The sequence below is a fragment of the Roseateles sp. GW821-FHT09B06 genome (assembly GCF_059418245.1).
Window position 1 is genome coordinate 102,538 of record NZ_JBWKPM010000015.1, and the last position, 15,139, is coordinate 117,676.

The window sequence follows — 15,139 nt, forward strand, 5'->3', positions numbered from 1 at the left end:
GTCAAAGTCTTTCGATGATGGTCACATTGGCCTGGCCGCCGCCCTCGCACATGGTCTGCAGCCCGTAGCGGCCGCCACGGCGCTCCAGCTCGTGCAGCAGCGTCGTCATCAGCTTGGCGCCCGAGGCGCCCAGCGGATGGCCCAGCGCGATCGCGCCGCCGTTGACATTGGTGCGCTCGTGCGGATAGCCGGTCTCCTTGAGCCAGGCCATCACGACCGAGGCGAAGGCCTCGTTGATCTCGACCAGATCGATGTCCGCCAGCTGCATGCCGGCCTTCTGCAGCGCCCGCTCGGTCGCCGGGATCGGCGCGGTCAGATGCCAGATCGGGTCGTCGGCGCGCACGCTCAGATGGTGGATGCGGGCGCGCGGCTTCAGGCCGTAGCGCTTCAGCGCCGCCTCGGACACGACCAGCAGCGCGGCCGCGGCATCGCAGGTCGAGCTGGAGACGGCGGCCGTGATCTTCGGATAGCTGGGGTCGACCGGCTCCAGCGTCGCCATCTTCTCCAGCGTGCTGTCGCGCGCCGTCTCGTCCATGCGGAAATCGCCCCCTGCCAACGGATAAGGAAGCACCTCGCGGTCGAAACGGCCCTCGCGAATCGCGCGCAGCGCGCGGTCGTGGCTCTCCTTGGCGAACAGCTCCATCGCCTCGCGCGACAGGTCCCAATGGTCGGCGATGCGCTGAGCGGCATAGAACTGGTTGACCGGCGCGTCGCCGAAGCGCGCGCGCCAGCCCCGGCTCTCGGCGAAGGGCGTCGTGAAGCCCAGCGGCTGGCCGGCCAGCATGGCCGAGGAGATCGGGATGCTGCTCATGGTCTGCACGCCGCCGGCCAGCACCACGTCCTGGGTGCCGCTCATCACCGCCTGGGCCGCGAAATGCACGGCCTGCTGCGAACTGCCGCATTGGCGGTCGACGGTGGTGCCGGGCACGCCCAGCGGCTGGCCGGCGGCCAGCCAGGCGGTGCGCGCGATGTCGCCGGCCAGCGCGCCGATCGTGTCGACGCAGCCGAAGATCACGTCGTCGTAGTCCTCGGCCGGGATCGCATTGCGTTCGACGATGGCCTTGATCACATGGGCACCGAGGTCGGCGCCATGCACGGCGGCCAGCGAGCCCTTGCGCTTGCCGGTCGGCGAGCGCAGGGCGTCCACGATATAGGCTTCTGCCATGATGAGATTCCGTTGAGATTCAGGGGTTGAAGGTCGCGCCGGGGCCCAGCGGCGCGCCGTCGGCCAGCAGCGCGTCGGCCAGCCTGGCCTTGTGGAAGGCACGGTCGCCCCAGGCCGCATCGAGGGCCCAGGCGCGCTTCATGAACATCTGCAGATCGACCTCCCAGGTATAGCCCATCGCGCCATGCACCTGGATGCTCTTGCGCGCGGCGCTCCACGCCGCCTCGGCGCAGGCCAGCTTGGCATGCGAGACGCGCAGCGCGCGCTGCGGCTGCTGCTCGGCCAGCGCGACGGCCGCGCGGTACAGCACCGGCTTGGCGAACTCGATCCTGGTGACGACGTCGGCCAGGTGGTGCTTGACCGCCTGGAAGGAACCGATCGGCCGGCCGAACTGCTTGCGCTGGGCCGCGTAGTCGACGCCGAGGTCGAGCATGCGCTGGGCCAGGCCCAGCAGTTGCCCGGCCACGCTGAGCGCGCCGCGGTCCAGCGCGGCGTCGGCCAGCTGCTGCCCGGCCGCCGCCTCGGCGAAGCGGCTGGCCGGCGTGCCGCTCCAGGCCAGCTGCGCCAGCCGGCGCGACGCATCGATGCTGGGGCAGCTCGCGATCTGCACCCGGGCCGGCTCCAGCGCATGCCATTCGATCCCCTGTGGCGCCGGCCTTGCCAGCAGCAGCAGGTCGGCCAGGTGCGCATCGGCGACCCAGGGGTTGACCGGGTGGCCGACCGCGATGCGGGCGCTGCCGTCGGCGATGCGCGGCAGCCAGGCCGCGCGCAGCGGATGCTCCGGCGGCAGCGCCGCCAGCAGGCCGGCGGCGAGATAGGCGGTGTCGGGCAGCGAATCTGGGATCGCGAAATAGCCGAGCTGCTGCGTCATCAGCGACCAGTCGAGATCGCCCAGGCCCAGGCCGCCCTCGGCCTCGGGCACCGACAGGGCCGTCAGGCCCAGCTCGGTGAACTTGGCGCGCAGCTCCGGCGAGCGGCCGGCGTCGGTCTGCCACTGCTCGCGCAGTTTCTCGGGCGCGGCTTCGATCATCAGGAAGCGCGCGATCGAGTCGCGGAAGGCCTGCTGGTCGGCGGTGAATGAAAAGTCCATGCTGCTCAACCTTCCTTAGCCTTTAGGCAGGCCGAGCATCCGCTCGGCGATGATGTTGCGCTGGATCTCGTTGCTGCCGGCGTAGATCGGCCCGGCCTGCGCGAACAGAAAGCCCTCCAGCCATTCGGCCGCCTCGGCATCGGGCGCCTCGGGCAGGTATTCGGCGCGCGGCCCGAGGATGCGCATCGCGGTCTCGTGCATCTCGAGGTCGAGCTCCGACCAGAAGATCTTGTTGGTGCTCGACTCGGCGCCGATGCTGGCGCCCTGCTGCAGGCGGCTGACCGTGTGGTAGGAGGCCAGCGTGTAGGCCTCGGCGCCCATCCAGGCGCGCGCCACCGCCTCGCGGATCGCCGGGTCGCGGTCGGCGCTGGCCTGGTGCTTGCGATAGAGCGTCACCAGCTTCTGCGCGGTGCGCTGGAAGCGCGCCGGCGAGCGCAGCAGCAGGCCGCGCTCGAAGCCGGCCGTGGCCATCGCGACCTGCCAGCCCTGGCCCTCGGCGCCGATGCGGTTTTCGACCGGCACGCGCACATTGTCGAAGAACACCTCGGCGAAGGCCTGCTTGCCGTTGAGCGCCTGGATCGGCCGGATCGTCACGCCCGGCGCATCGAGCGGCAGCAGCAGGTAGCTGAGGCCATGGTGGCGGCTCGACTTCGGGTCGCTGCGGAACAGGCCGAACATCCAGTTCGCGAACAGCGCGCGCGTCGACCAGGTCTTCTGGCCGTTGACGACGTAATGGTCGCCCGACGCATCGCTGCTCGGCACCGCGCGGCTGGCGATCGCGGCCATGTCCGAGCCGGCGTTGGGCTCGCTCCAGCCCTGGGCCCACATATCGTCGCAGCGCGCCATGCGCGGCAGGAAGCGCGCCTGCTGCTCCGGCGTGCCGAACTCCATCAGCGTCGGCCCGAGCAGCAGGATGCCGTTCTGGTTGACGCGCTGCGGCGCGTCGGCGGCCCAGTACTCCTCCTCGAAGATCAGCCACTCGATCAGGTCGCAGCCACGGCCGCCGAGCGCCTGGGGCCAGGTGACGCTGCTGTAGCCGCTGGCGGCCAGCTCGGCCTCCCAGCGGCGGTGCTGCTCGAAGCCGGCGCGCGTGTCATAGCTCGCGAAGGCCTCGCGCGGCACATGGCGGGCCAGCCAGTCGCGCAGCTCGGCGCGGAAGGCCCGCTGCTGGGGGGTGTAGTTCAGCTCCATCGTCGCGCTCCGCTCAGAACCTGGCCTCGCGCTTGTCGACGAAGGCCTGCCGCGTTTCCGCCGAATCCGGGCTCATATAGGCCTGCAGCGTGAAGCCCTGTTCCCAGCGGTACTTGCTCTCGAGATTGCCGTCCTCGATGCCGGTCAGCGCCTCCTTGGCGATGCGGATCATGGTCGGGCTCTTGGCGGCGATCTTCGCGGCGATGGCCAGCGCCGTGTCGCGCAGCTCGCCGCGCGGCACGACGCGCTCGACGGCGCCCAGGCGCAGCGCCTCGGCCGCGCCGATCATCTCGCCGGTGAAGAACAGGTAGCGCGTCTTCTGCACGCCGAACATGCGCTGCAGATGGGCCGCGCCGCCCATCGCGCCGCGGTCCACCTCGGGCAGGCCGAAGCTGGCGTCCTCGGCCGCGATGACGATGTCGGCGGCGCCGCAGATGCCGATGCCGCCGCCCAGCACGAAGCCCTGCACGGCCGCGATCACCGGCACCCGGTTCAGGTGCACGGCCTTGAAGGTGGCGTAGTTGCCGGCATTGACGGCGACGATCAGGCCGGAGTCGGCCGCGAGCTCCTTGATGTCGACGCCGGCGCAGAAGCCGCGCCCCTCGGCGCGGACGACGATTACGCGCACCGCGGGGTTCTCGCCCAGCGCCGCGATCTCGGCCGCCAGGGCCTGCCAGCCGGCGGCGTTGAGCGCATTGACGGGCGGGCGGTTCAGCGCCACCTCGGCAACGCCGTTGTCGTGCAGCTGGGTCGTGAATTGTTCTGACATGGGATTGATGACTTTCTTCTTCAAGCGGCCGGCGCCAGCGCGCGCAGCCTTTCGGTGGCCTGCGCCGCGATGCCGGCGATGACGTCCTCGCAGGAGTCGAGGCGGCCGATCAGCGCGGCCACCTGGCCGGCCGACATCACGCCGTCGGCGGGCCGGCCCTCGACCATCGAGCGCTGCAGCAGCATCGGCGCGTTGGCGGCCATCACGGTCTCGGCGATGCCGCCGGCGCCGTCGGAACCACTGCGCAGGCCCTGCCACAGCACCTTCAGCGCATGGGCGCTGGTCATGCCGGTCTGGGCCTTCCATTGCAGCGCCAGGCCCAGCGCGATGCGCAGCCGCTTCAGCGGCGAGGCCTTTTCCAGCATCGCCAGGTATTCGTTCGGGATCATGCGCTGCGGCATGCCGTCGACCAGATGGGAGACGGCGATCTTCTCGGCGTCGCGGGCCGCCAGATAGCGCGCCAACGTCGTCTCGGGCACGCCCGAATCGCGCGTCATCAGGAAGCGCGTGCCCATCGCGATGCCCTGGGCACCGTAGGCCAGCGCCGCCAGCAGGCCGCGGCCGTCGTAGAAGCCGCCGGCCGCGACGACCGGCACCCGCACCGCGTCGACGACCTGGGGCAGCAGCACCGTCGTCGGCACGCTGCCGGTATGGCCGCCGCCCTCGCCGCCCTGCACCGTGATGACGTTGGCGCCCATCTCGATGGCCTTCAGCGCATGCTTGAGCGCGCCCACGGTCGGCATGCAGACGATGCCGGCGTCGCGCAACCGGCCGATGACCGATCTGTCGGGGCCGCGGCCATAGCTGACGGCGCGCAGCCGGTGCTTGACCGCCAGGTCCAGCAACTGCTGGGCGTTCGGCTGGAACATGTGGAAGTTCAGGCCGAAGGGCTTGTCGCCGGTCAGCGCCTTGACGCGCAGGATCTCGGCCTCGATGCGCTCGGCCGCGATCGTCGCGCCGGCCAGGAAGCCGAAGCCGCCGGCATTGCAGGTGGCCGCCACCAGCGAGGAACCGGCCACATAACCCATCGCGGTCTGGATCACCGGCAGTTCGCAGCCGAGCAGATCGCACAGCGGCGTGTGCAGGGCATTCGCGCTCATCGCGCCGACTCCTGCTTGTTGGCCTGGACCATCGACTTCGCGTCATGCCCGCCGAGCGCGCCGGCGCCGAGCAGCTGGCTCTGCGCATGCGCGAAATGGTGGTAGCCGAAGGCCAGGTCCATCGCGCCGCGCAGACCCTGCATCTCCTCGATGCGGTTGATCACGGTCTTGGTCAGCGACAGGCCCAGGCGCGGCTGGGCGGCGATCTTCGCGGCCATCGCGTGGGCCTCGGCCTCGAGCCCGTCGCGCGGCACGACGCGGTTGACCATGCCGAGCTGCGCGGCGCGCGCGGCGCTCATGCGCTCGCCGAGGAACAGGAACTCCTTGGCGATGCGCGGGTTCAGCTCGTGCACATGGGCGAAATACTCGACGCCGGGGATGCCCATGCGCACGACCGGGTCCTGGAAGAAGGCATCGTCGCTGGCGACGATCAGGTCGCAGACCCAGGCCAGCATCAGGCCGCCGGCGACGCAGGCGCCCTGCACCATCGCGATGGTCGGCTTGGGCAGGTCGTGCCAGCGCCGGCACATGCCGAGGTAGACCTCCTGCTCGCGCGCATAGAGCTGCTCGGCGCCGGGCTTGTTGGTGTGGTCCCACCAGAGATGGGTGCGCTCGAAGGGCTTGTCGATGTCGCGCCCCGGCGTGCCGATGTCGTGGCCGGCGCTGAAATGCTTGCCGGCGCCGCGCAGCACGACGACCTTGACCGCGTCGTCGTCGACCGCGCGCCGGAAGGCGGCGTCGAGCGCATAGGTCATCTGCGAGTTCTGCGCATTGTTGAACGCCGGGCGGTTCATCGTGACGGTCGCGATGCCGTCGCGAACCTCGTAGAGCACCGGCGCGTCGGTCTCGTAGACCGAGCGGTCCTCGCGCTGGACGAACTCCTCGCTCATGCTCAGGCCCCCAGCGCGGTGGCGCGCAAGTTGTGCGGGTCGAGGCGCGCCAGCAGCGCGAGCTGCTCGGGCGTCGGATCGGGCGTCGTCGCCACCTCGGCCGGGACATGCAGCGCAAAGCCGGTCGCGTCCCGGACCTGCTGCGCCGTCACGCCCGGGTGCAGCGCCAGCAGGCGCGCCTGGCGTCCGGGGCCGCCGAAGTCCAGCACCGCGAGGTTGGTGAAGATGCAGCGGATGTCGATCTCGTCGAGGCTCCAGCCGCGCGCCAGGCGCTCGGGCTTGTAGCCGACCGAGGCCACCATGTCGACCTCGCCGGCGACGAAGACCTTGGGGCCGTGGTTGGGCACGAAGAAGGAGTTCGCGTGGTTGATCGAATTGCCCGGGAAGCCGCGCACGCCCAGCATCATCGACCTGGGGCGCGCATAGTCGCCGCCGATCATCGAGATATTGGCCTGGCCCCAGCGGTCGATCTGGGTCGGCCCGACCATCGCATGGCGCCTGCCGCTCCAGACGTTGTCGAAGATGCGCGCGAAGCCCATATGGCTCTCGCGCCTGACCCGGTAGTCGCCACGCGGCCCGACGGGAACCGGCTCGCGCACGATCCAGGCCTCGGAGTCGGTCATCATCAGATCGCGGTTGATCGAGGCCATGCACAGCGAGGCGGCCAGCCGCGGCACGATGCCGATGCCGGTGGCGAGCACCTCGCCGTCGTCCTTCCAGGCCTGCGCGGCGGCGCAGATCACGCGGTCGACCAGCGTTGTTTCAGTCGTCATCGTCGCGCTCCTTCAGAACACCGGCAGCGGCAGCTCGCGCACCGCGGCCTCGCCGCCGACGCGCTCGAGGTATTCCTGCTCGGTGCAGGCCACGTAGCGCTCGAAATACTGTTGCCAGCCGCCCGGCTCCCTGGCGCTGGCGGCGTAGGCCTTGAAATGCCCGACGTCGAAGCCGTACAGCGGCGCACAGGAACTCGGATGGGCACCGCAGGGCAGGTGCACGACGCCGCTGGTCTGGGCGCGTTCCCAGTGCACATAGCGGGCCTCGTCGTCCTGCTCGAAATGGCTGCCGTCGACCAGCTCGTCGCAGCTGACAAAGGTCTTCCTGGCCGCGCGTGCGAACAGGTCGTCCATATAGAGATCGGGGCCCTTGACCTGGCAGACGCCGCGCTCGTCGGCCCGGTCCACATGCAGCAGCGCCGCGTCGAGCGGCAGCGCCGGCATCGCGACCCATTGCTTGCCGTCGTAGGGCGAATCGACCAGGCGGATCGCCGGGTTCTGCTTGAGCACGTCGGTGCCGAGGCCGACGCGCGTCGGGATATAGGGCACACGCATGCCGGCGGCCTTCAGCCCCAGCATGAACAGGCCCTCGTCGACCTCCATCACCTCGAGGGCACCGCTCTGGCGCGCGAGGCGGAAATAGGGCTCCAGCGGGATGAAGTCGAGCGAGACGAAGGCGAAGACCAGCTTCCTGACCTTGCCGGCCGCGCACAGCATGCCGACATCGGCGCCGCCGTAGGCGACGACGGTCAGGTCCTTCAGCGGGCTGCGCAGGATCTCGCGCACCAGGGCCATGGGCTTGCGTCGCGGCCCCCAGCCGCCGATGCCGACGGTCATGCCGTCCTTCAGCTGCGCCACCACATCGGCGGCGCTCATCAGCTTGTTCGCCATGATTCAGTCCTTCAGCCCTTCTGCCCGATCGTGAAGTCATGGCCCCACAGGCTCACCTTCGTGAACTCGTGGACGACATGCCGGCCCCAGTCGCAGACCGCGCCGCCATGGCCGAACTCGACGTCGAAGCCCGACGGCGACTTCATGTAGAACGAGGTCATGCGGTCGTTGGTGTGCTGGCCCAGCGTCGCCGACAGCGCCACGCCCTGGGCCGCCACGCGGTCCAGCGCGCGGCCGACCTCGGCCATGTCCTCGACCTCGACCATGATGTGCACGCAGCCGCTGTCGACCGGGAAGCCGGCCAGCCCGAGGCTGTGGTGGCGGCCGTTGGCGCAATGCATGAAATGGATCGGCAGCGTCGGGCCGTCGGGGCCGGCCGGCCGGAAGTTCATCAGGTCCGACAGGCCGAAGCCCATGACCTCCGTGAAGAAGCGCGCCGTCGCCTCGAAGTTGGGCGCGGGCAGCACGGCATGGCCCATGCCGATGTCGCCGGTGACGAAGCGCGGCACGCCGACCGGCGACACGAAGCGCTCGAAGTCGGACTTGAAGCCCCAGACCAGTTCATGGCGGTTGCCCGAGGGGTCGTCGAACCGCACGAGCTGCTGCACGCAGCGCAGACCTGCCAGCTCTGCGGAGCCGCGCTCGTAGGGCACGCCCGCCGCCTCCAGCGTCCGGATCGCCTGCTCGAAGGCCGCGGCGTCGATGAGCTCCCAGCCCGAGGCCAGGTAGCGGTCGCTCGAACCCGGCTGCACGGCGATGCGGAACCGGCGCTCGTCCATCTTGATGCGCAGACCGCCGTCCGGCGCCTCGGCACACATCATGCCGAGCACCCGTTCGGCGTAGCGCCGCCACCCCTGCAGGTCCCTGCTCTGGGCGACCACATAGGCCAGACCGTGGATATTCATCATCGCCATTGCTCCTTCTTTCGCTCGAGATCGATTGTTCTCGGCGGGCACCGGCCGGGCATCGTCCGATGGGACTAACGGGCCCGGCCCTTCGAGCCGGGCCGGCTCAAGCGGGCTTCAGCTCCCGCTTGACGACCTTGCCGGAGGCATTGGTCGGCAGCCGCTCGCACAGCACGACGCGGCGCGGCACCTTGTAGTTCGCCATGCAGCGGCGGCACCAGTCGATCAGCCCGGCCTCGTCGAGGACGGCCCCGGCGCGCAGCACGACGAAGGCGCAGCCCACCTCGCCCATGCGCTCGTCGGGCATGCCGACGACGGCGGCCTGCGCGATCGCCGGGTGCTCGCACAGCATGCGCTCGATCTCGGCCGGATAGCAGTTGAAGCCGCCGACGATGAACATGTCCTTGAGCCGGTCGGTGATGCGCAGATAGCCGTCCGCATCGACGACGCCGATGTCGCCGGTGTGCAGCCAGCCCTCGGCGTCGATCGCCTCGCGGCTCGCGGCCTCGTCCTCGAAATAGCCCTGCATCACGTGGTAGCCGCGCAGCTGCACCTCGCCCGCCTCGCCGGCCGGCAGCTCGCGGCCCGCGGGGTCGGCGATGCGCAGCTCGGTGCCCGGCAGGGCCTTGCCGCAGGTGCCGGCGATGCGCTCGGCGCTGTCGGCCGGGTCGTTGAGCGTGGCCACGCCGCCGCATTCGGTCAGGCCGTAGGCGGTCGTCACGTTGCGGATGCCCAGCTCCCGGCGCATGCGCTCGATCAGGATGGGTGGCACGGTGGCCGCGCCGGTCACGGCGCCGCGCAGCGAGGACAGGTCGTGGTCCCCGAGGCGCGGATGCGCGAGCAGGGTCAGGAACAGCGTCGGCGGCCCCGGCAGGAAGCTGATGCGCTCGGCGGCAATGCGGCGCAGCACCTCGTCGACGTCGAACACCGGCATCGGATAGACCGTGGCGCCCTGGATGAAGGCGGCCACCCAGCCCGCCTTGTAGCCGAAGCTGTGGAAGAAGGGGTTGACGATCAGGTAGCGGTCCCCTTCGGCGAGGCCGACCACGCGCGCCCATTCGCGGAAGGCCCGCAGCGTCGGCCCGTGCCCCGCCATCACGCCCTTGGGCCGGCCCGTCGTGCCGGAGGTGAACAGCAGGTCGGCGGTGCTCGATGAGCGCAGCGCGCGCACGCGCTCGCGCACGCGCTCCGGGGGGGTGGAGCGCGCCGCGTCGAGGAAGACGCTCCAGTCCATGCAGCCGGGCGGCAGCGCCTGCTGCGCACCGCGGCGCAGCACGACGATCTGCTCGAGCGTCGCCGGCCGCGTCGCGGCCAGCATGGCCGGGAAGTCGAGGCCGAGCAGCTCGCCGATGCAGAACAGCACGCGCGCGCGGCTGCGGGCCAGGATGTCGGCGGCCTCCTCGCCCTTCATGCGCGTGTTGACCGGCACCAGCACCGCGCCGGCGGCATGGCTGCCGCAGGCCGCGAGGATCCATTCGTGGACATTGGGCGCCCAGACGGCGACGCGGTCGCCCGCCTCGACGCCCAGCGCGATCAGCGCGCGCGCCACCTGCTCGCTGAGCGCCAGGAGCCCGTCGTAGTCGATCACGACATCGCCCTCGACGATCGCGGGCTTTGAGCCGTGGCGCCGCGCCGCCTCGGCCAGCATCTCGGGCAGGGTCTGCGGCAGGGCCGCCTCGTTCACAAGCATGAAGCAATCACTCCGGATAGCGGATGCGCACGACCGGGCTCATCGGCACGGCCTGGCAGCCCAGGGTCCAGGCCTTGGCCAGATCCTTCTTGTCGAGCACCTCGTTGTGGCGCAGATGCACCTGGCCCTCGACGACCTGGCACATGCAGGATGCGCACATGCCGGCCTGGCAGGAATACGGCGGGTTGAGGCCGGCGCGCAGCGCCGCCTCGAGCAGGGTCTCGTTGCCGCCGCAGCTGACGCGATGCACCTGGCCATCAAGCTGGATCTCGAGCTCGGCCTCGACATCGGTGCCCAGGCCGCCCTCCACCGGCGCGGCGGCGGCCTGCAAGGCCGCGCCGTCCTCCTCGTCGGGCAGCGAGGCGAAGCGCTCGACATGGATGCGCTCGGACGGCATCTCGACGGCCTGCAGCGCCGCCACCGCGGCATCCATATAGGGCCCGGGGCCGCAGATGAAGGCCTGGCCGCCGCGGAACGGCTTGGCCAGCTCGGCCAGCTGCGCCACCGAGGGCACGCCCTGCACCGAGTCCAGCCAGTGGATCACCGACAGGCGCGTCGGGTGGGCGGCCGCCAAGGCCTTCAGCTCGTCGCGGAAGATCACCGAGCGCTCGTCGCGGTTGGCATACAGCAGCGTGATGCGCCCGCTCCCCTGCAGCAGCACGGAGCGCAGGATCGAGAACACCGGCGTGATGCCGCTGCCGCCGGCCAGCAGCAGGAAGTCGCCATCGAGCGAACGCGGCGTGAACATGCCGGCCGGCGGCAGCAGCTCGATGCGGTCGCCGGGCTTGATGCGGTCGCAGACCCAGTTCGAGCCGCGGCCCTCAGCAACCCGTTTGACGGTGATGCGCAGCCCCTCGTCGACCAGCGGCGCGCTGGACATCGAGTAGCAGCGCGGCAGATGGCGGCCCTGCACCGCCAGGCGCAGCGTCACGAACTGCCCGGGCTTGTAGCGGAAGGTCTCGGCCAGATCGGCCGGCACCTCGAACACGAGGGACTTGCTGTCCGCGGTCTCCTCGACGACGGCGCGCACCTGCAGCGCGTGATGGCGGTGGTCGCGGCTCATGTCTGCCCCTCGTCCGACGATCCGGCTCCGGATGCGGCGGCCCGGCCCGCGCGCCGGCCCGAGAACACGCAGTCGGCCAGCGACAGCCCGCTGACATAGCGCGACGAGGGCAGGCCGACCGCGGCGCGCCCGGCGGCGAACAGGCCCGCGATGTCGCCGCCGGCGACATCGGTCACATGGCCGTCGACCTCGTTGACCCTGAGGCCGCCGAGCGTCAGCGTGGCCAGCGGGAACAGCTGCTCGCCGATCGAGATGTTCATCGCATAGAACGGCGCCCGATCCAGCCGCTCGCACATCTCCGGCGCCTTGCCGAAGGCGTCCTCGCGCTCGCCGCGCGCGGCGGCGTTGTAGGCCTGCCAGTGCAGATCCAGCGTCGCCGGGTCCGCGCCGATGCGCTCGGCCAGGGCCGGGATGGAGGGCGCCTTCCGCGCGCCCAGCAGCATCAGCATCAGGGCCGGCACCGACTGGAAGGCCCAAATACCGCCAAACAGGCCGCCGAACAGGCATTCCCGGATCGCCCGGCGGCGCAGCCGCGCGTCGATCACCAGCCAGGCGCGACCGCCCTGGCGGTCGACGATCTCGTGGCCCAGCCTGGCGCCATAGACCTGCTCGTTGCAGAAGCGCTCGCCGCGCGCATTGACGACCATGGCCTTGGGCCAGGCGGAGGGCGGCGTGATGAAGCGCCAGGCCGAGACATTGGACAAGCCCCGCGCCTGGCCACCGACGCTCAGGCCCAGCCTGAGGCCGCTGCCGTCGCAGCCGGCCGCGCCGATCGGCCAGCCGCCCTGGCTCTGCGACGCATGCTCGGCGAGCAGCCGCGGGTTGTGGATGAAGCCGCCGGTGGCGAGCACGACGCCGCGCTCGGCGCGCACGAAGCGCGGCCGCGCATGCCGGCGCTCGAGCTCGGCCGCCTCGGCGCGCCAGACCTCGCATTGCCCGGCGCGCAGCATGCGCCAGCGCGCGATGCGGCGCTGCAATGCGGCATGCTCGCGCGCCGCCGCGCTGCCCGGCGGCAGCTGCCAGACCTCGACGCCGATCACGCGGCCGCTGGCGCGCTCGCGCACCAGCCGGCGCACCGCGGTCTGGGTCAAGGTGGCCGCTCCGGCGCGCAGGGTGGCCGCGCGCAGCGCCGCGTACAGCGCGGCGCCGGACTGCCCCTTGGCGACGGTGCGGTGGCCGCGCGGCGCCGGCGGCGCGTCGCCGCGGTAGGCCGGCACCACTTCGTTGCCGGAGTAGTAGAGGAAGACGCCGTCGGGCGGGTAGGAGGTCTTGTGCTTGGGCATCGTCGCGCCATAGCGCGCGCCCTGCCGCTCCAGCCATTCGAGGTTGGCGACGCTGTCGCGGCAGAAGCGCAGCAGCGTCTCGTCCGCGACCACGCCGTTCACCTCGTGACGCAGGTAGTCGAACATCGCCTGCGGGCTGTCGGCATGGCCGGCCTCGCGCTGCTGGCGCGTGCCGCCGCCGGCATAGACCACGCCGCCCGACAGCGCGCTCGCGCCGCCGCCGTCGAAGCGGTCGATGACCAGCACCGAGACGCCCGCCTCGCGCGCCTCGATCGCCGCGCAGGCGCCCGCAGCGCCCCAGCCGACGACGAGCACGTCGGCACGCTCGCTCCAGTCGATGTCGCCGACGCCGTCGACGACCAGCGCCGCGCCGATCGGGGTCACGCTGCCGCCCGGCAGGTCCGCGAACCCGGCATTCCCGCTGCAGGGATCAAGCGGCTGCGTCGCGCTCATCTTGCTTCTCCAGGAGGTCGCCGCGCTGCAGGGCGATGGCTTGACCGCTCATGTGCGCCACCGCGCGGTAGGCGAAGGTCATCGCCGGGCCCAGCGTGGAGCCGGCACCGGGATAGGCGGGGCCCATCACCGAGGCGGCGTTGTTGCCGGTGCAGTAGAGCCCGGCGATCGGCTGGCCGCGCTCGTCGAGCACGCGCGCGTCGAGGTCGGTCAGCAGGCCGCCCTTGGTGCCGATGTCGCCCGGGTAGAGCCGCATCGCGTAGAACGGCCCCTTCGCGATCGGCGCGAGATTGGGGTTGGGGCCGACGCTGTCGTCGCCGTAATAGCGGTCGAAGACATTGCCGCCGCGGCCGAAGTCGAGATCCCGGCCGCTGCGCGCATAGGCCCCCATGCGCTCGGCGCTGGCGAGCAGGCCCTGGGCATCGACGCCGATCTGGCGCGCCAGCCCGGCCAGCGTGTCGTCGCGCCAGTACAGCTTGCCGAGCCACTCGGCCGGCAGCTTGCCGTCCGGCATGGCCTGGGCCGGCAGCAAGGGGCCCATCGCGTACTTGCGGCGGAACTCGGCGTCGAACACGACCCAGGCCGGAATCGCGCAGCCGCTCCTGGCATGGTCGGCATACATCGCCTGCTGGAACTCCGGGTAGGGGGCGGATTCATCGACGAAGCGCTCGCCGCGCTCGTTGACGACCATGCAGCCGGGCATCGAGCGCTCCACGAAGACGCCGCGGAACGCCCCTTCGCCGGGCACCGAGAGCGTCGGCACGCCCCAGCTGTGCGCCATCATGTGCAAGGCCGCGCCGACCTTGGCGCCGGCCTCGATCGCGTCGCCGGTGTTCCCGCCGACCGGGGTCGCGGTCCAGGCCTGGTCGGTGGGCTTGGGCAGATATTGCTCGCGCATCGCCTGGTTGCGCTCGAAGCCGCCGGCGGCCAGCATCACGCCCTTGAGTGCCGACACGCGCAAGGGCTGGCCATCGCGCAGCACGGTCACGCCGGTGACGCGGCCCTGCTCGACCCGCAGCGACTGCAGCGGTGTCCCCACCCACAGCTCGACCTTGCGGCGGCGCAGCGCCGCGAACAGCCCGCCGACCAGCGCCTGCCCGCCGGTCAGGCGGCGGTCGCGCCGCGTCCTGAAGCGCCACGGCAGGTCCAGCCAGTAGCGCAGCAGCAGGCGCAGCGCCAGCCCCTGGAAGCCCGGCTCGCGCGCCACCAGGCTGCGCGCCTCGAAGGCATTGATCAGCACCCGGCCCATGATCTTCTGGCCCGGATTGGTGTCGCGCAGCAGCGCCAGTCCGTCCATGCCCAGCCGGGCGGCATCGAAATTGGCCGGATCCATCGTGCGCCCGCCGGGCAGGGAATCGTCGATATGCGGGTAGTAGTCGGCATAGCGCGGCATGGCGCGGAAGGCGATGCCGATCTCGTCCAGGTAGCGCGCCATCTGCGGCGCCGTCTCGACATAGGCGAGCACGCGCTCGTCGCTGGCCAGTCCCTTGGCGCAGGCCTTCACGTAGCGATAGGCCGCGTCGGTGCTGTCGTTCAGGCCCTGGCGCCGCATGTCGTGGTTGTTGGGGATCCAGATGCCGCCGCCCGACACCGCCGAGGTGCCGCCGACCAGCGCGGTCTTCTCGACGACGAGGACGCTGAGCCCGAGGTCGGCGGCGCGCACCGCGCTCAGCAAGGCGCCGGCACCGGAGCCGACGACGACGAGGTCGTATCGAGGTTCATCCATGGAGGTCGTGCTGTTCATGGTTGCCGCTCAGACGAAGGGATCTGCATTGGGCAGGCCGAGCATCACGGCGCCGTGAGCGCGCGCATAGGCATCGGTGTTGTTCGCGTAATGCCCGCGCGCCTGGTGCACGTCGCGGAAGATCCGCTCGAT

The 15,139-nt window shown here is 71.1% G+C and carries 13 protein-coding genes; all 13 read right to left on the minus strand.

The features are described from left to right. Position 1: 1 nt before the first annotated feature. Complete coding sequence (locus AC07OQ_RS14690) at positions 2-1,165, minus strand: acetyl-CoA C-acetyltransferase (protein ID WP_495053869.1); 1,164 nt, start codon at positions 1,163-1,165, stop codon at positions 2-4. A gap of 19 nt (positions 1,166-1,184) precedes the next feature. Then, positions 1,185-2,255, minus strand: a complete 1,071-nt coding sequence (locus AC07OQ_RS14695; protein WP_495053870.1) for an acyl-CoA dehydrogenase family protein — start codon at positions 2,253-2,255, stop codon at positions 1,185-1,187. Between the two features lie 15 nt (positions 2,256-2,270). Then, positions 2,271-3,446, minus strand: coding sequence for an acyl-CoA dehydrogenase family protein (locus AC07OQ_RS14700; protein ID WP_495053871.1), 1,176 nt, complete (start codon positions 3,444-3,446; stop codon positions 2,271-2,273). A gap of 13 nt (positions 3,447-3,459) precedes the next feature. Beyond that, positions 3,460-4,215: an enoyl-CoA hydratase family protein gene (locus AC07OQ_RS14705; protein WP_495053872.1), complete on the minus strand. Its 756-nt coding sequence runs from the start codon at positions 4,213-4,215 to the stop codon at positions 3,460-3,462. A 20-nt stretch (positions 4,216-4,235) separates the two neighbouring features. Then, positions 4,236-5,315, minus strand: coding sequence for an NAD(P)H-dependent flavin oxidoreductase (locus AC07OQ_RS14710; RefSeq protein WP_495053873.1), 1,080 nt, complete (start codon positions 5,313-5,315; stop codon positions 4,236-4,238). Next, entirely contained in the window at positions 5,312-6,205 is an 894-nt protein-coding gene (locus tag AC07OQ_RS14715; RefSeq protein WP_495053874.1) for an enoyl-CoA hydratase, read from the minus strand. The genes AC07OQ_RS14710 and AC07OQ_RS14715 overlap by 4 nt, the downstream gene beginning before the upstream one ends. 2 nt (positions 6,206-6,207) lie before the next feature. Next, a complete protein-coding gene (locus AC07OQ_RS14720; RefSeq protein WP_495053875.1) occupies positions 6,208-6,978 on the minus strand; it encodes a CoA-transferase subunit beta in 771 nt (256 codons plus the stop codon). A 12-nt stretch (positions 6,979-6,990) separates the two neighbouring features. Continuing rightward, positions 6,991-7,869 (minus strand): CoA transferase subunit A, encoded by an 879-nt coding sequence (locus tag AC07OQ_RS14725; protein WP_495053876.1) that lies wholly within the window; start codon positions 7,867-7,869, stop codon positions 6,991-6,993. 11 nt (positions 7,870-7,880) lie between these two features. Continuing rightward, positions 7,881-8,777, minus strand: a complete 897-nt coding sequence (locus tag AC07OQ_RS14730; RefSeq protein ID WP_495053877.1) for a VOC family protein — start codon at positions 8,775-8,777, stop codon at positions 7,881-7,883. A gap of 103 nt (positions 8,778-8,880) precedes the next feature. Continuing rightward, positions 8,881-10,464 carry a FadD3 family acyl-CoA ligase gene (locus tag AC07OQ_RS14735; RefSeq protein WP_495053878.1) on the minus strand — a complete coding sequence of 528 codons (1,584 nt, stop codon included), beginning with the start codon at positions 10,462-10,464 and terminating at the stop codon, positions 8,881-8,883. A 7-nt stretch (positions 10,465-10,471) separates the two neighbouring features. After that, positions 10,472-11,527, minus strand: coding sequence for a 2Fe-2S iron-sulfur cluster-binding protein (locus AC07OQ_RS14740; protein WP_495053879.1), 1,056 nt, complete (start codon positions 11,525-11,527; stop codon positions 10,472-10,474). After that, on the minus strand, positions 11,524-13,263 hold the full coding sequence (locus AC07OQ_RS14745; protein ID WP_495053880.1) for an FAD-binding protein: 1,740 nt from the start codon (positions 13,261-13,263) through the stop codon (positions 11,524-11,526). Before AC07OQ_RS14745 ends, AC07OQ_RS14740 begins: the two co-directional genes overlap by 4 nt. Continuing rightward, positions 13,241-14,989: an FAD-dependent oxidoreductase gene (locus tag AC07OQ_RS14750; protein WP_495053881.1), complete on the minus strand. Its 1,749-nt coding sequence runs from the start codon at positions 14,987-14,989 to the stop codon at positions 13,241-13,243. The genes AC07OQ_RS14745 and AC07OQ_RS14750 overlap by 23 nt, the downstream gene beginning before the upstream one ends. Positions 14,990-15,139: the final 150 nt, after the last annotated feature.